Here is a 25,356-nt window from a genome sequence, read left to right on the forward strand (position 1 = left end):
TATAAGAGACAGAACGAATCCCGCCCGCCGCCCGGCACATCGCGAACCACGTCGCGAAAGCTCCCGGGCAAACGTTGCCTGATACAGCACTGGATTCCCGGTACGGTGATCGATCTAGGGCGGGTGGAGAGCGGAGCAAGTCAGGATGGATATGGGCGACGAAATACCGGAGACCACGTTCGCCGCCGAACTGCGCAGGCTGCGTCAGCGCGGGCAGCTCACGCTGGAGGCGCTGGCGGACGCCTCGGGGGTCAGCGCTCGGAACATCGGCGGCTTGGAACGCGGGCACAGTCTCGGACCGCAGCGGCGCACCGTCACGGCACTCGCTGACGGACTGGGCCTGGAGGAGGCGGACCGGGACAGGCTGGAGCGCCTGGCGGAGGCCGGACGTGCCCGGCCCGTCAGCGGTCCGCCTGGATGGTGTGTGCCCCCACGGCAGGTCCCGGACTTCACCGGTCGTGAGTTTGAACTGGCGCGTCTGGCAGACCTGGCTTCGGACTCCCGGCCCGCGGCGTCGGTCGTGGTGTTGTCCGGGCCCGGTGGCGTCGGCAAGACGACGCTCGCGGTGGCGGCCGGACGGCGGTTGGCGGATGCCGGCGGCTTCGAACTGTTCTACGTGGATCTGCGCGGCATGGACGCCGTCCCCCTTGACCCCGCCACGGCGCTGTTCCGGCTCCTGAAGGCGCTCGGGGTCGGGAATCGCGAGATACCGGATGACGTGGTCGCCCGGTCGGGGCAGTTGCGCGCGCTGCTGGAGGAACGGCCGGCGGTCGTCGTGCTGGACAACGCGCGGGACGAGGAGCAGGTGCGGCCGCTGCTGCCCGGTGCGGGATCCGGGGTGGCGCTGGTGACCAGTCGCAGGCTGCTGACCGGGCTGGAAGGGGTCGAGCGGCTGCCGGTGCCGGTACTGGAGCCCGAGGCGGCCCGCGGCTTGCTGGGTTCGATCATCGGCGACCCGGACGGCCCCCGCAGTGATGGGCTCACGGATCTGGCCGCGCTGTGCGGCGGCCTACCGCTGGCCCTTCGGATCATCGGCAACCGGCTGGCCACGCGGCCGGCCTGGACGGCGCGCGAGCTGGCGGACCGGCTGGCCGACTCCGAGCGGCGCCTGGGACGGATCCACGCCGGGGACCCGCAGATCACGCAGATCACCGCGGCGTTCAGCATGTCGTACGACCAGCTCAGTCCCGCCGCGCAGCGGCTGTGCCGCCGGCTCGCGCTGGTGCCGGGGCCCGACTTCACAGCGGCCCTGGCCTCGGTGCTGATCGGGGCTTCGCTGTACGACGCCGAGGACCTGCTGGACGAACTCCATGAGCTGGGTCTGCTGGCCCAGGCCGGCGAGGACCGCTTCGGATTCCACGACCTTATCCGCCTGTTCGCCGGCGAGCGTTTCGTGGCCGAAGAGAGTCCGACCGAGCGCATAGCGCTGACTCGGGCGCTGACCGAATGGCTTTTGGCAGTGGCGATGGCCGCCGCCTCCTGGTTCGACCCCGCGTGCGGCGCCGCGCCGCCGGATTGGCGCCATCCGGTCGACCTGTCCACGGCCGAGGCTGCCGAGGCGTGGCTGCGCACCGAGTCAGACAACTGGTTCGGTGCGGTCCGCGTCGCCGCCGAGCAGGGTTGGGACCGCATGGTGGTCGACGCGGCCGACGTGCTGCACTGGTTCTCGAACCAGTGGCTCCTGTGGCCGCACTGGCACGAGTTGTTCACGCTCGCCAGTGCGGCGGCTGAGCGGATGGGCGACCCCGTCGCGCGGGCGACACAGCTGTACAACCTCTCGTGGGCCACGGCCCAGAGGGGGGAGACCGAGCAGGCGGTGGCGACCGCTCTCAACGCGGTGCGCATCGCCGAGCAGGCCGGCGCGGTCCGGCAACAGGCCTGGGGACTCCACTACGCGGCGCGGGCCGTGACGATGACGGATCCCGCGGCGGCGCTGGCGTACAACCAGCGCGCGGAGCCGCTGTTCGCGCAGGCCGAGGACTGGACGGGCCAGACGACCGTGCTCACCTCGGTCGGGATCACTTTGGCAGCGCTCGGACAACCGCACGAGGCCATCGAGAAACTGCGGGCGGCGCTGGAGATAGCCCGTCGCCCGCCGCCTGGCGGGGCTTGGCAGACGATCGCCGACGTCCTGCTGACATCGGGCAACTACCACCTGGCCGCGGCCTACGAGGCGATCGATGAGTACGAACACGCCGACGGCGCGTACCGATTGGCCGCCGCCAACGCCGACCGCATCGGCATGAAGCTCCACCAGGGCCGCGTCGAGATCAGACTGGCACTGCTGCTGAAAAAGCAAGGCCGGCTCGATGAAGCCGTCGCGGTGCTGGAGGCGGCCCGGGCACACTTCCAGGAGGTGGAGGCCGTGGCGGAGGCCGCTGAGGCCGATGAGTTGCTGGAGCAGTGCCGCGTGCCGCAGTAGCGCCGATGTCTCGGTCGATGCTTCGATCATGCCGGGGGAGGAGCTGGCCCAGCAGGCCGAGCAGCTGTTCGGCCAAGCCGGCGAGGCGGTGGCGGTGCTTCGGACAGTCCGGGAGCGGTTCGCGGCGATGGCCGCCGACGCGCGGGCGACCGAGGCGGACGCGCGGATGACCGAGGCGGACGCGCTGCTGGAGGAGTGGGCTACGGCGTGACCACCCCGACTCCGCCGATGTAGGTGTGGCTGGGATTCAGATCGCGGAGCTCATCGACCGGGCATCGTCCCGGGTCGCGGTCCCAGACGGTGAAGTCGGCGAGCCGACCGGGGGCGAGCACGCCGCGCAGCCGGTGCTCGCCGGTCAGGCGGGCGGCGGCGGTGGTGTGGAGCGCGATCGCCTCGTCGTAGCCGATGGCGTGTTCGGGCCCTTGGACGCCGATCACGGTCTGCCGGGTGATCATGCCCCAGACCGAGCGCATGGCGCCGAACCGGCCGACCGGGAAGTCCGAGCCGCCGGCGATCAGGGCGCCCGCGTCCAGCCACTGCCGGGCCGGGAACAGGCGCGCGACGCGGTCCGGTCCCCAGTAGCCGGTCTCGACCTCGGCGGTGTCGTGCAGAAGCGGCTGCTGGATGGTGACCGGGATGCCGAGGGTGACTGCGCGGGCCCGCTGCTCGGGACCGGCCAGGCCGCCGTGCTCCATCACCAGGGTGCCGGGCGGCAGGCCGGGGTTGTCTCGCAGGACCCGCTCATAGGTGTCGAGCAGGACGCGCACCGCGCGGTCCCCGTAGGCATGGGTGCCGACGCGCCAGCCGCGCCGCACCACCGCCTGCACGGCGTCGGCGAAAGCGTCCGGCTCCCAGATCAGTGTTCCGGAGAAGGTGTGGTCGCAGGCGTACGGCTGCTCGGTGGCGCCGGCCTCCAGCCCGCCGTCCAGTCCGAACTTCACGCCCCAGACGCTCAGCCACGGATCGGAGCCGTACCGCCACTGCTCCATCTCATCGAGCAGGTCCTCGACCTGGGCGGCGCTGAACAGGCCGAACGTGGCGATCAGGGCCCGGACTCGGGTATTGAGGGCACGTTCCTGCCGCGCGGCCAGCAGGGTCCGGTAGTCGTCGGGCCAGACCGCGCAGTCCCGGACGGTGCCGATGCCGGTCGCCGCGTACTGAGCGCTGGCCAGCCGCAGCCCGTCGATCCGCCGTGCCGGATCGTCCGCCGGTAGCAGCCGCTCCACCAGGTGCTGCGCGTTGTCGATGAGCCGTCCGTCCAGCCGGCCGCCGGCATCGCGTCCGATGACGCCGCCGGGCGGCGCCGGGGTGTCCTCGGTGATCCCGGCCAGGCGCAGCGCGTAGGAGTTGACCACGTCGTTGTGCCCGCCTCGTTTCACCAGCACCGGATGGCGGTCGGTGGCCCGGTCGAGCTCGGCCGCGGTGGGCATGCGCCGTTCGGCCAGGTTGAGCTCCTGCCAGTTCGTCGTGGTGCGGATCCACTGGCCCTCGGGGGTAGTGGCCGCCCGCTGCCGGATCAGCTCCACGAACTCCTCGATCGTGTTCGCCAGGTGCACGGGGACGTCGTTCGCGCTGCGAGCGGCGAAGATCAGGTGGGTGTGGGTGTCGTCGAAGGCCGGCAGGACCGTCGAGCCGGGCAGGTCGTGGACCAGGGTGCGCCCCGACCGCCAGGCGTCCAGGCCGTTCGGGTCGGCGGAGGTGGCGACGACGCGGTCGCCGCGTACCGCGAGGGCACGCTGGACGGGCAGGCCGGCTACCAGCGTGTGCACCGCACCCGCCCGGATCAGGAGGTCGGCATAGGGATGAGTCATGCCATCGACGGTACGAGCGGGGCGGACCGGCATGCTCCCGTCATGTGACTTACTTCCGGGGCGAATCGGAGAGCTCGGTCGCTGGGCCCGGTCGGCGGGCCCAGTCGCCGGGCTTGGTCGGCGGGCTTGGTCGGCGGACCCAGCCGCCGGGCTCAGCCGCGCATGATGGGCTCCAACGCGTCGCGAAGCGCGGCTCGGGAGGTGATGCCGAGTTTCGGGAAGAGCTGGTAGAGGTGGCTGGAGACCGTTCGTGGGGACAGGAAGAGCTTCTCAGCGATCTGCTTGTTGGTCAGGCCGGCCGCGGCCAGGGCGGCTATCTCCCGCTGTTGTGGGGTGAGGGCCACGCCCTCGGGGCGCGGCGGGACGTGCACCGGGGCGCCGCAAGCTCGCAGTTCCTTGCTCGCGCGCTCGGTCCACGGCGCCGCGCCGAGCCGGGTAAAGGTCTCGACGGCGTTGTCGAGATGCCACCGGGCCCGGGCCGGAGCCTTGCTGCGACGCAGCAGCTCGCCGAAGTACAGCTGGACCCGCGCCGTGTCGAACGGCCAACGCTCCACCGCGACGACCGACAGCGCCTCCTGGAACAGCCGCGCGGCTTTCTGGTCATCCTCGGCCACCAGCGCGGCCGAGGCCAGCACGATCATGCGCAGGCGCGGGGAGACGGCCTCCAGGCCGGCCTTCCGCGCGGCGGCGGCGTGGTCGAGCCCCTGTTGCCGCCGACCGGAGCGGACTGCCGCCTCGACCTGGTCCAGGATCGTCCACACCGCGTGCCCGGCGAAGGGCGCCAACTCCCCGGCCGGCGTGATCACCTGCGCGTGGTGGTAGGCGCGTTCGAAGTCGTTCTGCGACAGGGCGATCAGGGTTCTGATATGGGCGGCGTAGCAGCGGACAGCCTGGGCCCGGCGGGGGGCGGCCCACAGTTCGATCTCGTCCGCGAGCGCGCCGGCGGTCTGGAGGTCGCCCTGCACCGCTGCCAGGCACGCCAGAGTCCACTTGCCGGTCCAGGCCCGCAGCGGATAGTCGAGCTCCGCGCACAGCGCCAGCCCGTAGCCGACCACCTCGCGCAGCTCGATCCACTGGCCGGTGCTCCAGGCATGGCTGCCCCACAGGAAGGAGGCCTGGATGGCCGGGAAACAGTTGGTCCCGGCGCTGCCGCCGCGCGCCGTGCGCCGCAGCTGTCCGTCCACCGCCCCGAGGCGGTCGCCGTGGGCCGCGGCGGTCGCGATCCGCACGATCCGGGCCGGGTCCGGCTCACCGGGCAGCGCCGCGAGCGCGGCGTCGAGCCGGGCCCAGTCGCCGGGCCGGGCCCGCGCCGGGTCGGCGAACGTCCTTCGGAGCAGATACAAGGCCTCGGGGACCGACGTGCACTTCGCGGCGACCGCGTCATAGTCCGCCCACTCCTGCCCGTCTCTGCCGCTGTGGACGCAGGCCATCAGCAGCAGGGACAAAGCCTCGGCCACGGTGCTGTCGCCGGTGTCGTAGGGCGCGGGCTGGGAGGCGAACGCGCCGGTCAGCAGCCGGTGCGCGGTACGGATGTCCCCGTGAATGTTCAGGGCGTACACGGCGGCGGCCACCGCCTCGGCCAGCGAGTCGGCCTCCGGGGCGGCGTGGCGCGCGGAGTTCAGCAGCTTCGGGACGTCGCGCACATAGCCGGTGAGGATCGCGCCGACGTACGCCGCCTTGGCCAGCCGTCGCGCGCGCTCGGTCCCGTCCGGGCTCAGGTCGGCCGAGCGCAGCAGCCCGGCCACCGCGTTCGGGCCGTCCCCGCGCCGGGAGCTCAGATCGGCCACCTCCTCCAGCAGAGCCGCGATGGACTCGTCGGGCTCGATCACGGCCCGCGCCAGGTGCCAGGCCCGCTGTTCCGGCGTGTCGTGCCAGGCCGCCGCCAACGCCCGATGCGCCCCGCGCCGCTGGTCGCTGGTCGACAGCGCCACCACCGCCGAGCGCATCAGCGGGTGGCGGAACGCCAGGCGGCCGGTCACGTCGTCGACGTCGATCAGCCGGGCCCGTTCAGCCGGCGCCAAGTGCTTCAGGTGGCACTTCCCGGCCACCGCGCGGCGCACCACTTGCAGGTTGCCGCTGCCTTCCAACGCCGCCAAGAGCAGAAGATGCCGCGTGGGCGCGGACAGGCCCTCGACGCGGGAGGCGAAAGTCGCCTGCAACCGGCGCGTCAGCGGAAGCTGCTCGGGCAGGGCCCGGGGCTCGGTGCGCTGAGCGTCGGTCAGCGCGGCGGGCAGCTCCAGCAAGGCCAGCGGATTGCCCTCCGCGGCGGCGATCAGTTGGCGCCGCACCGGCGCGGCCAGCCCCGGAAAGCTCCGCGTCAGCAACTCCTCGGCGGCGTCCTGGCGCAGTGGCCCCAGGTCGAGGGCCGGGATCCCGCGGCAGTCGAAGAAGCTCTCCTCTCCCATCCGCGCGGCGCACAGCACCCCCACTCCGCAGCCCGGCAACAGGCGCGCGACCCGTCCCAGGACGGCGGCACTGGCGCGGTCCAGCCATTGCGTGTCGTCGAGTATCAGCACGATGGGATGCCCGGCCGACAACTTCGAGACCAACGCCAACAGGGATTCGGCGACCGCCTCGTCGCCGGGCGTCCGGCCCTGCGCGCATCCGAGAACCGTGGCCAGCGCGGGTATCCGCCCCGCGGCCAGCCGGCTTTCCGGTGAGGATTCCAACAGCTGCCGCAGAGCGCCGTAGCCGATCTGGGCCCGGTACTGGACTCCGCCGATCGACATGACCCGGATCCCGAGCTGCCCGGCCCGTCGGGCCGTCGCCGTCAGGAGCGCCGTCTTGCCGACGCCCGCCTGGCCGAGGACGGCCAGCGATCCGCCGCCGCGCGGGACGTCGGTCAGGAACGCGTCCAGCCGTGCGAGGTCTTCGTCGCGGCCGATCAGGGGCAGGTCAGCTTCGATCACCATGACTCTCAGTCAAGCCGCGCGGGGATGCGGCTACCAGGAAAAGCCGTGTGCAAAAGTAGCCGCGGCCACGAGCGCATGCGCGCTATCGAAGGAGGACTGCGCGTCGCCGACTGGTGTGGGACCTGGTGCCGTGCCGTGCCGTGCTGTGCTGCCGCGCCCCGCAGGTGCTGTCTGCCTCTGCGGGGCGCGGCTCGCGCGTGGCCATGGAGGTGCGCGCGTCAGGGTTGGTTTGTCACGCGGTCGTCAGCGTGAAGTCGAGCTCGAAGACACCGCCCCTGCGGATCGTCACCTCCTTGGTCTGCGAGGCGTATCCCGAGGTGGAGGCGACTACTGTCATCGGCTCGGCCCGGCCGGGCAGCCACAGCGAGTACGCGCCGTGGGCGTCGGTGGTGACCGTGTACCGAGCGTGAGCGCAGGTACAGGTGCCGGATGTCGCGTCGCGTGCCGGGCACAGCTGCACCGTCGCGCCGGGGAGCGGCTTCGCGGCGCTGCCCGGTGTGGCGGCGGAGGTCACCGTGCCCGTGACCTCGGCCCAGGACCGGGGCACGGCCACGCGCAGGTTCACCGGCAGTGCGTTGCTGACGTACGGGGTGTCGGTGGTGAAGGTCAGCGCGCCGGTGTACTTGCCCGGCGCTGTGATCTGCGAGGTATCGATCGTTACTCGGACGTGGACGCTCTGGCCTGGCGCCAGCTCCAATGCGCCGTGGTTTCGTTGAGTGGTGAGCCAGGGGACTGTGTCGCCGCCGCACTGGTCGAAGCCGGGCAGTACCTGGGACACGGCGTTCCCGCTGGGGAAGGCGGCGCCGGCGGCGATCGCGCCGCCGATCTGGTACATGCCGCAGCTTGCGCCGCCGCTGCGGAAGGTGGGGTAGACCGCGTTCGGCAGTGCGCTCCAGACGTTGTTGAGCGGGTCGTACTGTTCGGCCTGGTTGGTGCCGTCGGTGCCGGTGATGCCGCCGACGATCTGCAACTGGCCGTTGGCGCCGCTGGACGACATGCCCCAGTCGGTGTACGGGATGTCAGTGGCCTGTGTCCAGGTGTTGGTCTTGGGGTGGAAGAGGTATGTCGAGGCCAGGCCCTGGGTGTGGCCGCCGGAGTCGTGCGTGTCGCCGCCCGCGCAGATCACCTCCGCGGTGATGCCGGCACAGGCGCCCCACTGCATCGACACCGGATAGTCAGCCAGCTTGGTCCAGCTGTCGGCGTTCGGCGAGTAGCGGTAGACCGCTGAGGAGAGACTCTCGCAGCCGTCGGTCGCGCAGCCGCCGATCACGTACAGGCTGCCATCGAGCACCGAGGCGGTGGACGCGGCCGTGCTCTGCGGCAGGTCCGCGACCTGAGTCCACGAATCGCCGCCCGGATGGTAGGCGTAGACGGTGGACTGGATCTTGCCGTCGTGGTTCCAGCCGCCGACCACGTACATCGTGCCGTTCAGGAATGCCGCCGACGGGGACTCCAGCGCCTGGGGCAGCGGGGCGATGGCGGTCCAGGAAGCGCTGACCGGGTCGTACACGAAACTGTCGGCGAGGGCCACGCCGCCGACGAGCTGAGTCACGCCGCCGACGGAGTAGGCCCGGCCCTGGTAGTACCCGACGGCGTTGTCCATGATCGGCTCGGGGTAGTCGGCGATGGCTTGCCAGCCGCCGGTGCCCGGCACCGGAGCGATCGCAGGCGTCTGCTTCGCTGGAGTTGCCGGACGCTGATTCGCCGGAGCCTGATTCGCCGGAGCCTGATTCGTTGGAGTCTTGCCCGCCGGATCCGTGCCTTCGGAACGGACCGCCGGACCGGTCGGGTAGTCACCCGGCACCCGCTTCAGCGGCACCGGCGCGCTGGATGTCCCGGCAGGGGACTCGGGATCCGGAGCCGCCGCATCGCTCGACGCCGCATCGCTCGACGCCGCATCGCTCGACGCCGCATCGGCACCGGGTGCGGTGGAGCCGGCGCTCTGCTCGCCGAGCGTGACGTGCAGCGGGGCCCGGCCGGTGTTGGTCAGGGTGACGTCCCGCTGGGTCTTCGTGCCGAGCTCCTCGCTGACCGACAGCGACGACGGACCCACCGAGAGCCGCCCGGCCTGCACGGTGACATCGTGCTCGACGACCGAATCCGCGATCGTCTTGGCAGTCGTGGTCGCCGTGGCGTACCGGTTGGCCGCGGTGGTGTAGGTGTGCCGGCCGGCACCCTGGCTGAACAGCCAGTAGAAGCCGTCGGCGGTCGCGGTGTCCTCCGGAGTCGGGTGACTGGTCGCGGTGGCCGTCGCGTTCGCCGTGTCCGTGGTCACCGCACCGTTGAGCGGCTGGTGCGTGTTGCCGTCGGTGACGTCGCCCTCCACGATGCCTCCGGGCACGGTGCGGCAGGTGCCGACGTAGACGTTGTCGAGCTGCCACAGCGAAAGGCCCGCACCGCTGTAGTGGAACCGCACCTGGACGCCCGCGTGACCGGCCAGACCGGTCAGCGGTACGGCGACCGGACCCTGGACCTCACTGCCGTTCGCGATCCAGATCTGGTGCCAGGTCTTGCCGCCGTCGCCGCTTCCGTCGACCTCGGCCACGGTACCCGCGGCCGGCAGGTACGCGGTGAGGAACTTCAACTCCGCGTTGGGCTGCCCGGACAGGTCCATGACCGGCGAGACGAAGTCGGTGTCCTCGGCCGCGCCGTTGTGGTCGTACGGGTCGGCGGTGCCGAAGTTGCCCGAGCCGGTGGTGAGGTTCCACATAGAGTTCGGGTCGTCGAACTCCCAGGTGGCAGCCGCGCCCTTGTTATTGGTGACGGTCCAGCCGCCCTTGCCAGTGGTTCCGGTCCACCCTTCGAAGTCCGCCTGGGCCGGGTAGGAGTAGCCGGGGGCCGTGCAGAGGTTCTGATCGGCTCCCACCGCGAGGTTCTGGGCCACGTCGGCGGTGCCGACCGTGACCGACTGGTCGGCGGTGCCGTAGCCGGGATAGATCGGCGTCACGTGCAGTTTGTACGTCGCGTCCTCGGGCAGGCTCACCGAGTAGGCGCCTGTCTTCGGGTTCGAATAGATCGCGCCGTTCGGGTAGCCGTCGATGGTGATCTTCGAGTACAGCCCCCACTTGTGGCCGGTCGAGTCGAGCACCTTACCCGAGACCGTCTTGGACGGGATGGCGGACAGCGTGAGGTTCACAGTCGTGGTCTGGTTCGCGGTGATCTGCACGCCGGCTTGCGTCGCGGACTTGAAGCCGTACGCCGATGCGGTCGCGCTATAGGTACCCGGCGTGACTCCGATGGTGAACTTGCCTTGCGCGTCGGTTGTCGCGTGGAAGGTCAGGCCTTGCGACGCGTCGGTGAGAACGACACTGGCGTTCGGTACCGGGCTGCCGGCCGAGGACGTCAGGATGCCGGTCGCGGTACCGAGACTGCCCAGGGTCAGCGCGGTGACGCCGTTCGGCGTGCCCATGCCGGTCGGGCCGTCCCAGCCGACACCGGCGGTGCACAGTACGTTGCCGCAGCTGCCATCAGAGCCCTGTGTCACGTCGAACAGGTGGTTGCCGCCGAAGGCGTACGGATAGGTCACCGGGTATGTCCCGGCGACTGGCGTGCCGGCCAGGGCGTACATCGCGGTGATCAGAGGCGCGGACAGGCTGGTGCCGCCGACCTGCACCCACCCCGGTTGGCCGAGCGTGTCGTAGACCGCCAGGCCGGTGTTCGGATCGGCGACCGCGGAGATGTCGGTGGTGGCCCGCTTGGCACAGTCGGTGGCCAGGCCGGCCTGGAACACCGGCTGCGGCTCGTAGGCCGAGCAGCCGGAACCACCGGAGGCCCATGCGGTCTCGGTCCAGCCCCGCGTGGTCGACGGGGCGGCTGTCAGTGTGGTGCCGCCCACCCCCACGACGTTCGCGTCGGACGCCGGCCAGTTGACCACGTTTCCGGTGTCGCCGGAGCTGGCCACGATCGCCACGCCGGGGTGGTCGTAGTCGGTGTCGGCCAGTTCGCCGGCGAACTCACCGGGGATGCCGTAGGAGTTCGAGACGTACTTCGCGCCCAGGCTCACCGCGGTCTTCTCAGCGGTGCCCAGGTCGGAGGAGGCGGCGCTGGCCGCCTCGACCAACAGGATGTGGCACTGCGGGCAAGCCGAGGACACCGCGTCGACGTCGAGCGAAGTCTCTTCAGCCCAGCCCTTGTCGTCGGCCGGGTAGTCGGTACCGCCGGATTGGTCGGTCTTGCGGAAACATCCGTTGGCGGAGGTGCAGGCGGGCAGACCATAGTGCTGGCGGAAGATCGCCAGGTCGGACTCCACGGTGGAGGCGCCGAACGCGTCGACGATCGCCACGGTCTGCCCCTGGCCGCCGTCGGGCAGGTGGTAGGCGGCCTTGATCTGGGCCGGACCGAGCGCGGTGGCCGGTGGGCCGTCGGTGCCGGCGATCAGGCTGCGGGCCTTGTCCGTGGCTTCCAGCGCGAAGCAGACCGCGTGGCCGGGGGCCGGGTCGGGCACGTTGCACGTCGCCGGGCTGTAGTCCGGCCGGCCCGCGGCAAGCTTGGCCAGGCGCGGGTCGCTCTGTGTCTCGGCCGTAGGCGGCTTGGGCGTCTTGGGCGGATTTGGTGTCACCGGGCCCTGCGACGAAACGACGCTCGTGGTGTTCGATGACGCCACGTCGCTCGGTGAGTTCGTACTCGCCGATGCCGGGGAGGCGTAGCAGAGGCTGAAGCCGATGAGGCCGGCTATCAGTCCGAGAAAGGGCGCACGCCGGCGCCCGCGGGAGTGCATCGGGGAGTTGCCTTTCGTGGTGGTGGCTGGCGTCCATGGCGAGTATGCGGCGTGAACGTGCGGTGCTCGATTGGGCAGATGCCCTAAAGAAAAGAATCAGTAAGAAGAAGAGTCAGTCTTGAGCCGAGTCCGCCATGGCCCCGAAACGTGTCTGCGTCACCAGGACGGCCAGCGCGGTCCGCGTTGACACACCGTGCTTGCGCATCGCGGAGTTGAGCTGGGCCGCGACGGTCTTGGGGGAGCGGGACAGCGCGATCGCGATCTCCCGGTTCGTCAGACCGCTGAGTAGCAGCTCCACTACTTCCTGTTCGCGCGGTGAGAGGTGGTTGCCGTAGCCGCGGCGCCCGGCCCTGCGGCGCCCCGGCTTCTTGCCGCCATGCTCCTGAATCGTGCCGGCTACACGTTCGGCATCCTTCTTGGCTCCGAGTACGGCCAGCCCCTGCGCGACCTCAGTCCACTGCGACAGCGCGGCTTCGCCCTCGCCAGCCTTCACCAGGCAAAAGGACTTCTGCTCACGGGCCAGCAGCGCAGAGTACGGTCGCGGCAGCGCCTGCCACGCGGCGGCGGCGACATCCCACGCGGCGGCGGCCTCGGCATGTTCGTCACGGCCCTGGGCGAGGAGGGCGCGGCAGGTCTCCAGTGCCGCACGGGTCGAGGGGATGGCCCGATCGTCGAAGCCCCCGGCGAACGCGGACACCAGATCCTCGGCCTCGCTGAGGCGTTCGGCCGCGATCAGCGCCGCCACCCGCACCGGCACGGTCTCTGTGGCCCACAGCCACATCTCCTTGCCCATGACCACTTCGACGGCGTCGTCAGTGAGCGACAGAGCCTCCTGGACATCGCCGGCGGCCAGGCGGAGCCGGGCGAGCGCGCCGGTCGATTCCATCGACATCTCGGCGATGCCGCGCCGGGCGGCGTCGTCACGGACCGAGCGCACCGCGTCCTCGGCGGTCGGGTCGTCGCCCGCGGCCGCGCCGAGCAGCCCGAGGACCAGTCGGCTGTCGAGCTGCATGACGGGTTCGTCATCGAGCCGCACCCAGTGCCGGGCGCGGTCCGCCAGACCGCTCCACGCGCCGGTGAACCAGTCCAGGTGCGCGATCGTCACCAGCGTCATGTCGCGCAGCCGCTGATGGCGGTGACGGCGCGAGAGGTCGCCGGCGATCGCCAGCCGCCGCCGGGCGTCCTGGTAGTGGCCCCACTGCATCGCGGCGTCGCCGGTGTTCATCGCGAGCCGGGCCAGGTCCAACGTGCCTTGTGACGAGGTCTGCTCAGTGGGAAAGCCCGCGGCCAGGTCCCAGCCGGCCGGGTCGCCGAGGTCGAGCAGAGCGGTGATCCGGTCGATCAGCAGAATGCGCCGTTCGGCCTCCGGCAGCCGGGACTCGGCGACCGACGCGGCCCGGTCGATCCAGCGCCGGAGTTCGGCGGCGGGCAGCGAGCCGATCCCGATCCGGCCGCCGAGGGTGGCCATCGCCCGCGCCAGGTCGGACGGGCTGTCCGCCAGGTCCGGGATGGCCCGCTGGAGCTGCTCGACGCCGCCCGCGTGCTCGCCGAGGTGGATCAGCATTCTGCCGAGCTGCTCGCGGATGCGGCCCCGGTCGGCCTGCTGGATCCGCTCGTCGTCCAGCACCGAACGCAAGGTGCTGACGACGTCGGCACGGCGCAGGTAGCCGGTGACTGAGAGCAGCGGGAACTTCTGCGCGATGCGCGCGACGTCGCTCGCGGGCAGCCCGCCCTCGGCGAGCAGTTCGTGCAGCAAGGACACCGCGGTCGGGTGGTCGCCGGCGGCCAGCGCGAGATCGGCGGCCTGCTCGGCGTACCGACGCCACTGCGTCATCTCGTTCGCGGCCCGGTAGTGGTAGGCCAGCCGCGCGACGGGTACCGGACGCTTGTCCTCGAGCGTCGCCGCGGCCCGCCGATGTGCCGCACGGCGATCCGGTCCGGCGGCCCGGCGGTAGACGGCGCGCGCGGCCAGGGCATGCCGGAAAGCTATGCGTCCGGCCTCGTCCTCATCGATCAGGCCGCTGAGGACCGCCTCGCGCAGCGCGGGCCCGACCTCGTCCGGAGTCAGACCGCTCACCTGGGCCAGCACCGGCTCCGCCTCGGCGTCCACGAGCACCGCCGCGGCCAGCAGCATCTGTTGTGCCTCGGCGCCGAGCCGGCCGACGCGATCGGTGACCGCGTCCCGGATCGAAGGCGGCACGTCGATCTCGTCCAGGGTGCGCCGGATCCACTCGCCGTCCCGCCGGACCAGGTCGGAGCGGGCGTGCAGCAGCCTCACCGATTCCTCGAGCGCCAGCGGCACGCCTTCGGTGCGCGAGTGCAGCAGCTCGGCGAAGGCCGGGGAGACCAGCTCGTCGTCCAGCATCGAGGAAACCAGCTGCGCGACCTCCGGCGGCTCCAGCCCGCCGAGCGTGACGCGGACGTTCCCCTGGCCGCCCGAGGAGTCCGCGACCTGCCGCGCGCTGGCCGACAGCCGCGGTAACAGCGAGTCGGCGGGAAGGTCCTCGGCCCGGTAAGTCAGCAGGAGGCTGATTCGCTGCGTGGGGCGCGTGGCGAGGAAGAGCAGGAAGTCCATGGTCGCCTCATCGGCCCAGTGCACATCCTCGACCACGAGCACGCGCACCCCGAGCCGGTCCAGCAGTTCGGCCAGCGCGCGGATCAGCCGGTGCCGCGCCGCCCCCGGATCGCTCAGCGGCTCCGGCGCGGGCGGCAGCGCATCGCCCCACTCCGGGAACAACGGACGCAGTGTCCCGGCCAGCGCGCTGAGTCTCAGCCCGGAGACGTCGGAGCGCCGTTGCCGCGCGGCATCGACGATCGGCCCGAGCGTGAGCGGCTCGCGGAACGGCGGGCACAAGGCGACCAGCGGCTCGGTGACTGGTGCGGCGCCCGGGTCGGCCGCACCGGCCGTGTGCGTCCGGAGGGCGGCCAGCGTTTCACGGACCAGCCGGCTCTTGCCGATGCCGGCCTCGCCTTCAACGAGGACCAGCGCGGAAGAGGCGAAGAGCGCGCGGACGACTTGAGTCAGCTCGGCCTCGCGGCCGACGAAGCGCGGTGTGCCGATCCGGGCAACGTGCGAGACACCAGCCTGCTGTTCAACCTCCGACGTGCGCCGATTCACGGTGCCAGACTACCGACGGCGCTCACCCCACCGGCTGCGGCGGCGGGAACTGTGCCGGTCAGGTGCTGTCCGACGGTGCGGAAGCGGTGAACATCGCGTTGAGGTCAGCCCGAAGTCTCCGAAGATAGGCGTCATCGACGTCGTCCACGATGAGCGACGCCTCCTCCCAGGCCGCGCGCGCGTCGGCGTGCTGACCGAGAGCGAGCAGGGCGCTGCTGAGGACCAGCAGACTCTCGGCACGGCCGGTGTGGTCGCCGATGGTTCGGCGCAGGTTCGCGGCCTGAGTCAGGAGTCTGACGGCTTCGCGGCTGTTGCCCTGGTCGCGCTGCGAGGTGCCCAGTTCGTTGGTGGCGTAGGCGACGGTGTAGAGCTCGTCGGCGGCCCGGGCGATCCGCACGGCTTCGATGAGGTGGCGGTCGCCTTCGGCGGGCCCGGCGAACTGCCGGAGTATCAGACCCAGGTTGATGAGGTCCTTGGCGATGAGACCCGGTTCGCCGATGCCGCGGGAGATCTCCAGTGCCCGCTCGATGAGACTCGCGGCTTCCAGCGGGCGGTCGGCTTTCACCAGTGCCGCACCGTAGGCGGTGTAGGCGTTGTTGAGGATCCGGGGATCCTGGAGGTGCTCGGCGGCTGCCACACAACGCTGTCCGGCGTCCAGGGCCTCGTCTTGGAGATGCAGCCGTCCCAGGGCGAAGGCCAGGGTGCTCAAGGCTTGCGCGTTGCCCGCTATGTCCCCGATACGTCGGGTGCGCTGTTCGATGACGCGGCACAACTCGGCCTGGTCGGACCACAGCATCTCCGCGAAGAGGTACTCAGAGGTCTGCAGGGCCAGCGCATGTGCCTCCGGCCCGGGGAGGGCGGCATCGGCCAGGGTGACGGCCGCGAGCAGGTTGGGGCGTTCGTCACGGAACCAGCGTTTGGCGGCGTCCAGATCGGCGAAGGCCGGTATCGCCTCGTACGGCGGGATCTTGGGCAGCGCCCGTTGCAGTGCACGTGGCGTGCGGTACGGGAGGTGGTCGGCCGCTGCCGCCGCCGCGTGGATGTACCAGCGGAGGCATCGAGTGACGGCCGCAGTCTGTTCCTCCGGTGAGAGTTCCTGGACGGCGAGTTCGGCCGCGAAGCCCCGCAGCAGGTCGTGAAGGTGGTAGCGGCCGGGCCCCGAGGTCTGGATCAAGTACGAGTCGACCAGGGTCTCCAATGTCTCCTGCGCCTGGTCCTCATCGATGCCGGCAAGTGCGGCGGCTGCCGCGGCGCTGATGCTCGGCCCGGTCAGCAAACCCAGCAGAGCGAACAGACGAGAGGGAGAAGGGGAAGGGGAAGGCCCGGCATCGGGATCAGCGCCGGCGATCGCGCCGGGCGGGAGCGCGGCGAGGCTGACCTCGAAGCTCGTCCGGACCGCCAGGTCGCCGATCCGCAGTTCGTCCAGCCGGCGGCTCTGGTCGGCGAGCCGCGTGGCCAGGGTCGCGACCGACCACGACGGCCGGGCCCGCAGGCGCGCGCCGGCGATGCGCAGCGCGAGCGGCAGACCGGCGCAGGCGTGCAGGATCTGGGCCGTGGCCGACGGTTCCGCGCGCAGCCGTTCGGCCCCGACGACCTCCCCCAACATCGTCAGCGCGTCGAACTCCGACAGCGGCTCCAAGTCGAGCCGGACGCCGCCGGGCAACTCGGCGAGGCGATTGCGGCTGGTGACCAGGACCGCGCAGCCGGCGGTCGCCGGGAGCAGCCGGGACAGGTGGGAGCTGTCTTTGGCGTTGTCGATGACGATCAGCATCCGCTTTCCGACCAGCTGGCCGCGGAAACGGGCGGCGAGGGCGTCGGTTCCGGCCGGCTGCGTGTCGGTCGGGGTGCCGAGTTCGCTGAGCCAGGTGCGCAGGACGTCGGCGGGGTCGCGCGGGAGGGGGCCCATGCCGTGCAGGTCGACGAACAACTGACCGTCGGGAAACCGGTCGGCGAGCTGATGGGCGACGGCCACGGCCAGCGAGGTCTTGCCCACCCCGCCGCTCCCGGTCACCATCGCGATCGCTGCCTGACCGGGCCGGTCGGCGCCGCCGATCAGGGCACTGCGAAGGAAGGCGATCTGCTCGGCACGCCCACTGAAGTCGCCGATGTCCGCGGGGAGTTGTGCGATGCCGGCGGCTGGTGCTGGTGCTGGTGCTGGTGCTGGTGCTGGCGTCGGGCTCGGGTTCGGGTTCGTGCTCAGGTTCCGATTCGGGTTCGAAAGAGCACGTCCGGCGCCTGGAGCCGGGCTGTAGTAGCCCAGCAGACTGCGGACTTGCTCATGCTCGGCCAGCCAGTAGGCGACGTCCCCGCCGCACGCCGTGACGAACGCCGCGGTGACCTCGCGGCTGGGCAGGGTGTTTCCGGCCGCGGCCCGCGACAAGGTGGCGATCGAGAAATGCGTCCGGGCGGCCAGGGTCTGGTAGGACGGCGATCCGGCGGCCATGCGCACGCTGCGCAGTCCCGCCGCGAACGCTGAAAGCGGGCTGTCCGCCTCCCTCAGAGGCCTTTCCCTGCGTCCCATCGCGGCGGCATCCCTTGACGCGTCAGTGAGTTGTTTCAAGATTTTTGCACGCCGGGCCAACAATCTGACGTCTCCCTAGGCTCGGGGACGTCCTCGAACCAGAACGGGAAGGGAAACCATGCGCACTCGAAGCATTCTGGCCATCGCCGCGACCGGGCTCACCGCGGCCACGATCACCATCGGCGTTCCGGCCGCCGCGTTCGCGTCCAGCGGCGGCGGCTGCACCTCGCGCAACGGCGTCGAGGCCTGCATCAGTGCCGACAGCACGGGTGTGAAGCCGGACGCCTACATCAACGCCCTGCCCGGCGGGTGCTCCTCGATCCTCATGTACGTGATGAACGACAACACCGGAGACCTGGTCTGGCAGACCGGGCTCCCCTGCAAGACCGGTCACTACGGCCCCTGGCATCTGACCGGTTCCAACGGGACCGGCTACACCACCTACATCGAATACACCTCCAGGACGGGCGGCCAGTCGGAGGAGGTCGTCTCTCCGAACGAGCGGTTCAGCAACTAGCCGCACCGAAGCGGATCAACCGCCTCACCTGCCGACGGCCCCGGCCCACTCCTCTACGGTGGCGACGTCGGCCTGCCGCGGGAACACCTTCTCGGTGAGCACCCGGTGCACCTCCAGGTCGCCGTCCAGGCAGCCGTCAGCCAGGACGGTGAGGCCGAAGTCCAGGTCGGCGGCCTGGCGCAGGGTGGACAGCACGACGCCGCTGGTGGCGATGCCGGTGAGCACCAGGTGCCGGACGTCGCCGGCCCGGAGCACGACGTCCAGGTCGCTGCCGGCGAACGCGCTCACCCGCTTCTTCGTGACGACGACTTCGCCGGGCAGCGGCGCGACGTCCGGGTGGATCCGGGCACTGAGATCGCCTTCGACGAACCTGCCGCTCTGTGCCAGCGCGCCGAACGTCTTGTTGCGGGGGCTGATGTCCGGGTGTCCGGGGCGGAACCCGACCACCACGTAGACGACCGGGACGCCGGCCGCCCGGGCGGCGTCGATCGCGCCCCGCAGGCGCGGCAGATAGTCGGCGTCCGGGTGGCGGTCCACGATGGCCTGCTGGACGTCCATCACGAGCAGGGCGGTCTCCGGCATGCTTGCTCATCCTTCTTTCGTCGAGGCGGCCGGCTGCTCCGGTCCGGCCTGGTGGTGGCGGCCGCGGAGCACCGAGGCGAGCGCCCCGATCAGTGACATCGCCGCGGCCGCGCTGAAGACGGTGACCAGTCCGTGGTGGAAGGGTCCGGAGACCAGTTCGGGGAAGAACCGGTTGCCGGTCAGGGTCTGGACGCTGTGGGCCGGCAGGGTGTGCAGGACACCGCTGGGCGCGAGGAGCTGGGCGATCGGGTTCTTGCCGAGGAACGTGGCGAACAGCGTGCTCACCGGTGGCAGCCCCGCGACCTGGTGGGCGGTGTCCGCCGGCACTCCCTGGGCCTGCAGGCCGGTGCTCAGGGTGTGCGGCAGCGAGCTGGCCAGCCCCGCGATCATCAGGGAGAAGAACAGGCCGATCGACAACGCGGTGCCGGAGTTCTGGAACGTCGCGCGCATCCCGGAGGCGACACCGCGCTGATTCGGCGGCACGCTGCCCATGATCGCCGAGGTGTTCGGGGCCGAGAACATCCCCTGGCCGATTCCGCTGAGCAGAAGCAGGGCCGCGAACGCCGGGTATGCGAAGTCCACCGGCAACAGCAGCAGGCCGACGAACGCGGCGGCGACCAATATCAGGCCGGTGGTGGAGAACAACCGCGCGCCGAATCGGTCCGACAGGTAGCCGGACAGTGGTCCGGCGATGAGGAATCCGACGGTCAGCGGGAGCATGAAGATGCCGGCCCACAGCGGGGTGCGTTCGAAGTCGTAGCCGTGCAGCGGCAGCCAGATGCCCTGCAGCCAGATGATCAGCATGAACTGCAGCCCGCCGCGGGCGATCGCGATGAGCAGCGCCGCCAGGTTCCCGGCGGCGAAGGCGCGGATGCGGAACAGCCCGATGTTGAACATCGGCTCGGCGATGCGTGTCTCGGCGACGCAGAACACGACCAGGAGCAGCACCCCGCCGATCAGGCCGCCCAGGACCCAGGGGTTCGTCCAGCCCGTCGAGTGGCCGCCGTAGGGCTGGATGCCGTAGGTGATGGCGGCGAGCAGCGAACCGGCCCCGGCGGTGAAGGTGATGTTGCCGACCCAGTCGATGCGGCCGGGCTTGCGGGTTCCGACCTCCCGCAGGCTGCGGTAGGACCAGATGGTGCCGATGACGCCGATCGGGACGCTGACCCAGAAGACCGCGCGCCAGTCGATGGCCGCGAGCAGACCGCCGGCCAGCAGGCCGAGGAACATCCCGGCCAGCGCGGTGATCTGGTTGACGCCGAGCGCCATGCCGCGCTGTCGGGCCGGGAAGGCGTCGGTGAGGATCGCCGCCGAGTTCGCCGTCAGCATCGATCCGCCGACCGCCTGGACGACGCGGAACCCGATCAGCCACAGCGCGCCGCTGCCGCCCTTCAGCGGGTCGACCGACAGGGCCAGCGAGGCGCAGGCGAAGATCGCGAAGCCCATGTTGTACATCCGGACCCGGCCGAACATGTCGCCGAGGCGGCCGAGGGCGACCACCAGGACCGCGGAGACCAGCAGGTAGCCCAGGATCATCCAGAGCAGGTAGCCGATGTTGCCGGGCGCGAGCGGGTCCAGGTGGATGCCGCGGAAGATCGCGGGCAGCGAGATGATGACGATCGAACCGTCGACGGCGGAGATCAGCACGCCCAGCGTCGTGTTGGACAGCACGACCCACTTGTAGCGGTCGTCCGTGGTGCGGTCGCCTTTGGAGCCGTCGTCCGCGGCACGGACGCCGGACCGGTCCTTCGGCGCGGATCTCACAGCCGCTCCGCGAGCCGGTCCAGCAGCGGCAGCACGGCGAGCATCGCGTGCCGTTCCGCCGGCGTGAACTCTGTGTCGAGGGCCGCCGCTATTCGCTGCACCGACTCTGACCGGCGGTCCGCCAGCAGGGCCCGGCCCGCGTCCGTCACGGCGATGACCACGCGGCGGCCGTCGCCGGCGTGCTGCCGCCGGCTCACCAAGCCGCGCTGCTCCAGGTTCGCCAAGGTCGCCGCCATGGCCTGCGGGCGCACCCGCTCGGACTCGGCGAGCGAGCTGGGGGAGTCCGGGCCCTCCCGATCCAGCCGGGACAGGACGGACAGCTCGGAGAGCGCCACGTTCCCCACGGCGTGGGCGTGCCGCACACTGCGCGAGATACGGCCCACGACCAGCTGTAACTCGGCTGCGAGCTCTTCCGCGTCAGGCGCGTGCCGAATGATCTCGTCCACAAGTAGTTACTTTAGTTTAATTAACGCGATGTAACTACCCCGTCTCGCGGACTACCACTGCTCGGGCTTGAGGCCGTCCACGAGAGCACGGGGACCGGTCCCGGCGTTTTCCCTCCAGCCTGATCATCCGCTCTGTTAAGGTCCGACGCGGGCCAGGCGACGGGGCGAGCGTATACAGGGGGAGCCGGGATGAAGCCTTTGCAGGACTCTGATCCCCGGAGTATCGGTCCCTACCAATCCCTGGGTGTACTGGGCGCGGGCGGCATGGGCCGCGTCTATCTCGGTGTCGACGCCGACGGCCATCAGGCCGCTGTGAAGGTCGTCTACGCCGACCTCGTCCGTGACGAGGACTTCCGCAAGCGCTTCACGCGCGAGGCGTCCGCGACCGCGCGCGTGAGCGGACGGTTCATCGCCCAGGTCGTCGCCTCAGACCTCGAAGCCACGCCGCCGTGGCTGGCCACGGAGTACATCGACGGCCCGTCGCTGCACGATGCGGTGGCCAAGCAGGGCGGCGCGCTGTCGCCGAGCCGGGCGCAGGAGATCGCCGCGAGTCTGGCCGAGGCGCTGGACACCATCCACGCGGCCGGGGTGGTGCACCGAGACGTCAAGCCGGCCAACGTCCTGCTCGGTCCGGACGGGGCCTACCTCATCGACTTCGGTATCGCCCGCGAGGCCGCCGCCAGCACCATCACGCGCACCGGGACGGTCGTCGGCACGCCGCCGTTCATGGCGCCGGAGCAGATCCGCGGGCGCCGGACGCTGGGGCCGCCGGCGGACATCTTCGCGCTCGGCGGCGTGCTCGCCTACGCCACCACCGGGCGGCATCCGTTCGGCGAGGGCGACAACACGTCGCTGGCCTACCGCATCGTGCACGAGGAACCGGACCTCGACGGGGTCGAGGACCAGATCGTCAAGGCCCTGATCCTGGCGTGCCTGGCCAAGAACCCCGAGGACCGGCCGACGGCCGGCCAGGTCCAAGCACGGCTCAGCGCGCTCGCGGGGCCGGAGGGGAACGGGGGCGCCTCGGAGGATACGGTGGTGATCGACGGCGCCGAACCGCGGACCCTCGCCCAGACCCCGACCGAATCCCTGCCTCCCACGGGACAACGTCGCCGACGCTGGACCATGGTCGCCTTGGCGACGGCCGCGGTCCTGGTCATCAGTGCCGGAATACTCGGGGCGGGCCTGGGCGGCAGCAAACGGCCGGGCGATTCCGGCAAGGCGGCGCTCGGCGGCGGCGAATACCCCGGTGCGGCGGCAGGGGCATCTTCTTCGTCCAGTTCGCCGGCACCTGGCGCCACCAGCCCCGATGCGCAGGCCGCCACGTCGGGATCCCCGGGATCGCACTCGGCCGCCCCGCCGCCGACGCTCGGCACCACGACCGTCTCGGGGACCACCAGCATCCAGGGGGCGGGACCCGGCCCAGGGCCCGACACCTCGATCACCACCTCACAGTCGGCGCCGAACCAGACGACACCGACCTCTTCGACCCGGAAACCACCGCCTTCCCCGCCGTCGACCAGCAAGCCCGTTCCCCCGCCGCCGACCAGCAGCCAGCCCCGCGGAAGCGCACCCCAGCCACCGACCGGCGCGACCGCCACGGTCGGGACGGCGAGCGGCTTCAGCGGCTTCGTGGTGACCATCGCCTGGCAGCCGGTCAGCGGCGCGACCGGCTACGACATCCACTACACGAACAACGGCACGTCGACCGGCGGCACGACCACGGACACGACCTACCACACCGCCGACACCAGCTACCAGGTGTCCGGCTGGCAGGCCTACCCGACGGGATATTGCTACTCCGTCCGCGCGGTGAACGCGTACGGGGTCTCGGCTTGGGACTCGGGCAGTCCGCACTGCAGCTGAAAGGAAACCTCACCGATGGCACGTGACCACGACCAGTGGCAAGCGCTCACCTACGAGGTGGGTTACGCACTCGTCGACGCGGCCCCGGAGGGCTGGCGGCAGATCGAGCTGTTCAGCCGGGTCACCGCCGAGCTGCAGGACTTCACGCTCACCGTGCTGATGGCCGACGGTGAACGGGCCGAGGTCGAGCTCCCGGCCGCGGCGATCCCAGCGGTGCTCGGCATCCGCGACGCTTATTACGTCCAGGGCGAAGGCACCTGGTTCTCGATGCGGTTCCTGATCGAGGCGCCGAGCAAGCTCTACCTGCTGTACAACCTGGACTGGGACCCGGAGTGGGACCCGAACGTGGACCCCTCCGCCTGGCTGCGCGACCTGGAGCGCTACCCGCGCGACGCGTTCCACCTTCCGCCGTGGCTACGGGAGAAACTCGCCGAGGCCGGGGCCGAAGTCCCGCCGACGCCGCCCGAAGTGGTGGAGTTGCCACTGGATCCCGAGGGCCAGAACCAGATCTGGCAGGATCTTTCGAACCGTATCGTGCTGACCGTGCCGACCGACTGGCAGCAGGTGTTCCTGACCTACCGTGTCGTCGGCGACCACGTCGAGCTGCCCGTGATGGTCCGCCGAGCCACCGACGGCGGCTCGTACCTTTGGGAGCCGCCCGCGGAGGTCGCCGAACTGCTGGCGAAGCTGCGGGCCGGGATGTACCGGGAGGGCCGCGGCACCTGGTTCCAGGCCGGCGGGACGATCGACATGAAGTCGCACACGGAGTTCACCTACGTCTGGGATGCCGAACCGTCCTGGGACGAAGCCCCGCCGACCACGGCACTCGCGCGCGAGCTGGAACTGTTCCCCCGCACCGGCGCGAACCTGCCGGAGTGGCTCGCCGAACGCGTCGGCGCGGCGGCCGCGGCGACCCTGGCCGCCGCGACCGACCCGAAGACGGCCGAGACCGAGGCATTGCGCGCAGCCGAGGACGCCGCCGCGGAACTGGCCCTGGACCCCACCCGCTACCGGATCGGCGACGTCGCCGACGGGGCCTGGTGCCTGGTGCCCGAAGCGGACGCCTGGGCGGTGTTCCTCGCCGTGGGCGGGCAACGCTTTCAGCGCGCGGAGTTCGCGACCGTGCAGCACGCGGTCCGGTACTTCGTCGGGCACCTGTACCTGAACCGTTCCGCCTTCCGGGACGAGCTGGCACCAGACGCCAAACGGCGCACCGACGAGTGGCCGATCCAGCCACTCGGCGACGACGCGGGACTCCAGATCTACAGCGGCAAGCGAATCCTCACCCTGCCACCGGGCACCGAGATGGACCGCTACGGCGAACCGTCGGGCAACACGCTGTACGCCGTGGGCACCGACTGGACGCACCGCTCCCAGCCGCCAGAAGTCCGCGACCACGAGTACCACATCTACCGGCTACTCCGCCCGGTCCGCGGCATCGTCGCCTCACCGATCGCCTGGTACGACGAGGCGGGCGGCGGCACCGTGTACGTGCTGGAGCGCTCGGTGGCCGACCTGCTCGCCGACGGTTCGCTCGAGCCGCTCGAACAGCCGACTGTTTGCGCGCCTGCGCCTGCGTCTGCGTCCGCGCAGGGCTAGTGCCGCGTCAGGCAACCTTTGCTCGGGAGTTCGTGACGTAGTTCGTGATGTAGTTTTCGGGACGTAGTCCGCGATGCGCCGGTCGTCGGGCGGGATCTGGTGGTGGCTGTTGCTGCGGGCCGGGTGCGGTTGGGGTGTGGTTTTCAAAGCTTTTTACGGCCTTCGGTCATAGTTGTGCCGGTTCGGGGTTCGGGTCGGCGAGTCGTGTTTGTCGGCTGCCGGTTCCCGCGTTCACAACCCCGCCCCACCTCAGGCCTCTTCAACTCCGGCAAGTCAGAGCAAGGACACAGGCAAGGTCAACAGCACAGGCCAGATCAAGAGCAAGATCAAGAGCCACAAGCAAGATCAAGGTCAAGAGCTGTGGTGAAGGGCCGGGCCTCCGGCGGGCCTCGGCAACCTCAGGGAAACTAGCGCGGTTCCCTAGGGTGGCTGGGTCAGGGCTCAGCGGCTGCGGTTTGTGAGGTGGTGCGGTCCGTTCCCCTCGGTCGCGTCGTCAGCCCGGGGGGTACAGCACCGGTGTCCGGGGGTCAAGTCCGCGCGCGGCGGTTGGGTGCCTGAGCTGCGGTTTTGTGCAGCGCGAACTTGACCCCCGGCCACCGGCACTGTAGGCGAAGCCCTGCCGACGCGACCGAGGGGAACGAACCGAAAACCAGCCGGAAGAATGGCAAAGCCCGGTGGTTCGGTACCGGCGACTCGCCGAATTCGGCCGCCGGTTCAGCGCCTGGCAGCGCACCAGCCCCGAGGTGCACATTCCCGGCTGGCGGGTGCGGATCGCGCCGACTACCAAGACAGACACAGGCGGATAGCGGATTGGCCTCGCCACCAAAGCCGATGCTGCGGACAGCAAGGCCTGCCGGGGATATCAGTCGCGGTTGGTTGCTGTGGCACGGCTGCACCGCACCCGGGCATGTTCTCGACCAACTGACCAGCGACCTGCCGCCATAGCCTCACCGACAGCTGCGTCACCAAGCCGTGTCCTCGTTCCTTGCGATTGCTATTCTTCCGGCTGGTTTTCGGTTCGTTCCCCTCGGTCGCGTCGGCAGGGCTTCGCCTACAGTGCCGGTGGCCGGGGGTCAAGTTC

Annotated in this window: 13 protein-coding genes; 5 read left to right on the forward strand and 8 right to left on the reverse strand. The window is 70.8% G+C overall.

All coding sequences use genetic code 11. From position 1 onward, the window contains the following. Nucleotides 1-151: 151 nt before the first annotated feature. Nucleotides 152-2,422, forward strand: a complete 2,271-nt coding sequence (locus KGQ19_RS34060; RefSeq protein WP_212016980.1) for an ATP-binding protein — start codon at nt 152-154, stop codon at nt 2,420-2,422. Between the two features lie 28 nt (nt 2,423-2,450). Continuing rightward, nucleotides 2,451-2,633 (forward strand): hypothetical protein, encoded by a 183-nt coding sequence (locus KGQ19_RS34065; RefSeq protein ID WP_212016982.1) that lies wholly within the window; start codon nt 2,451-2,453, stop codon nt 2,631-2,633. On the opposite strand, the gene KGQ19_RS34070 is transcribed toward KGQ19_RS34065, so the two are convergent. The 5 genes from KGQ19_RS34070 to KGQ19_RS34090 all read right to left on the reverse strand — a co-directional run bounded on the left by KGQ19_RS34070 (nt 2,623) and on the right by KGQ19_RS34090 (nt 17,501). Then, on the reverse strand, nt 2,623-4,233 hold the full coding sequence (locus KGQ19_RS34070) for an amidohydrolase (protein ID WP_212016984.1): 1,611 nt from the start codon (nt 4,231-4,233) through the stop codon (nt 2,623-2,625). The two genes, KGQ19_RS34065 and KGQ19_RS34070, sit on opposite strands and share 11 nt — an antisense overlap. A 152-nt stretch (nt 4,234-4,385) precedes the next feature. Beyond that, a complete protein-coding gene (locus KGQ19_RS34075) occupies nt 4,386-7,145 on the reverse strand; it encodes a LuxR family transcriptional regulator (RefSeq protein WP_212016986.1) in 2,760 nt (919 codons plus the stop codon). Nucleotides 7,146-7,377: 232 nt separating this feature from the next. Continuing rightward, nucleotides 7,378-11,703 (reverse strand): carboxypeptidase regulatory-like domain-containing protein, encoded by a 4,326-nt coding sequence (locus KGQ19_RS34080; RefSeq protein WP_212016988.1) that lies wholly within the window; start codon nt 11,701-11,703, stop codon nt 7,378-7,380. A 271-nt stretch (nt 11,704-11,974) separates the two neighbouring features. Then, the gene (locus tag KGQ19_RS52205) at nt 11,975-14,980 is read right to left on the reverse strand and encodes a helix-turn-helix transcriptional regulator (protein WP_212016990.1); all 3,006 of its coding nucleotides are present in this window, start codon (nt 14,978-14,980) and stop codon (nt 11,975-11,977) included. Nucleotides 14,981-15,038: 58 nt separating this feature from the next. Continuing rightward, nucleotides 15,039-17,501: a tetratricopeptide repeat protein gene (locus tag KGQ19_RS34090; protein WP_212016992.1), complete on the reverse strand. Its 2,463-nt coding sequence runs from the start codon at nt 17,499-17,501 to the stop codon at nt 15,039-15,041. A gap of 118 nt (nt 17,502-17,619) precedes the next feature. On the opposite strand from KGQ19_RS34090, the gene KGQ19_RS34095 reads away from it, so the two are divergent. Beyond that, nucleotides 17,620-18,018, forward strand: a complete 399-nt coding sequence (locus KGQ19_RS34095) for a hypothetical protein (RefSeq protein WP_212016994.1) — start codon at nt 17,620-17,622, stop codon at nt 18,016-18,018. A gap of 24 nt (nt 18,019-18,042) precedes the next feature. On the opposite strand, the gene KGQ19_RS34100 is transcribed toward KGQ19_RS34095, so the two are convergent. The 3 genes from KGQ19_RS34100 to KGQ19_RS34110 form a co-directional block, all read right to left on the reverse strand. Next, nucleotides 18,043-18,600, reverse strand: coding sequence for a cysteine hydrolase family protein (locus KGQ19_RS34100; protein WP_212016996.1), 558 nt, complete (start codon nt 18,598-18,600; stop codon nt 18,043-18,045). Nucleotides 18,601-18,606: 6 nt separating this feature from the next. Next, the gene (locus KGQ19_RS34105; RefSeq protein ID WP_368862204.1) at nt 18,607-20,271 is read right to left on the reverse strand and encodes an MFS transporter; all 1,665 of its coding nucleotides are present in this window, start codon (nt 20,269-20,271) and stop codon (nt 18,607-18,609) included. An 89-nt stretch (nt 20,272-20,360) separates the two neighbouring features. Continuing rightward, complete coding sequence (locus KGQ19_RS34110; protein ID WP_212017000.1) at nt 20,361-20,810, reverse strand: MarR family winged helix-turn-helix transcriptional regulator; 450 nt, start codon at nt 20,808-20,810, stop codon at nt 20,361-20,363. A gap of 189 nt (nt 20,811-20,999) precedes the next feature. Between KGQ19_RS34110 and KGQ19_RS34115 the strand changes: the two genes are divergently transcribed. Then, on the forward strand, nt 21,000-22,676 hold the full coding sequence (locus KGQ19_RS34115) for a protein kinase domain-containing protein (protein WP_212017002.1): 1,677 nt from the start codon (nt 21,000-21,002) through the stop codon (nt 22,674-22,676). Nucleotides 22,677-22,691: 15 nt separating this feature from the next. Further along, complete coding sequence (locus tag KGQ19_RS34120) at nt 22,692-24,275, forward strand: TNT domain-containing protein (RefSeq protein ID WP_212017004.1); 1,584 nt, start codon at nt 22,692-22,694, stop codon at nt 24,273-24,275. The last annotated feature ends 1,081 nt before the right edge of the window (nt 24,276-25,356 follow it).

The organism is Catenulispora pinistramenti (assembly GCF_018274385.1).
Lineage (GTDB): Bacteria > Actinomycetota > Actinomycetes > Streptomycetales > Catenulisporaceae > Catenulispora > Catenulispora pinistramenti.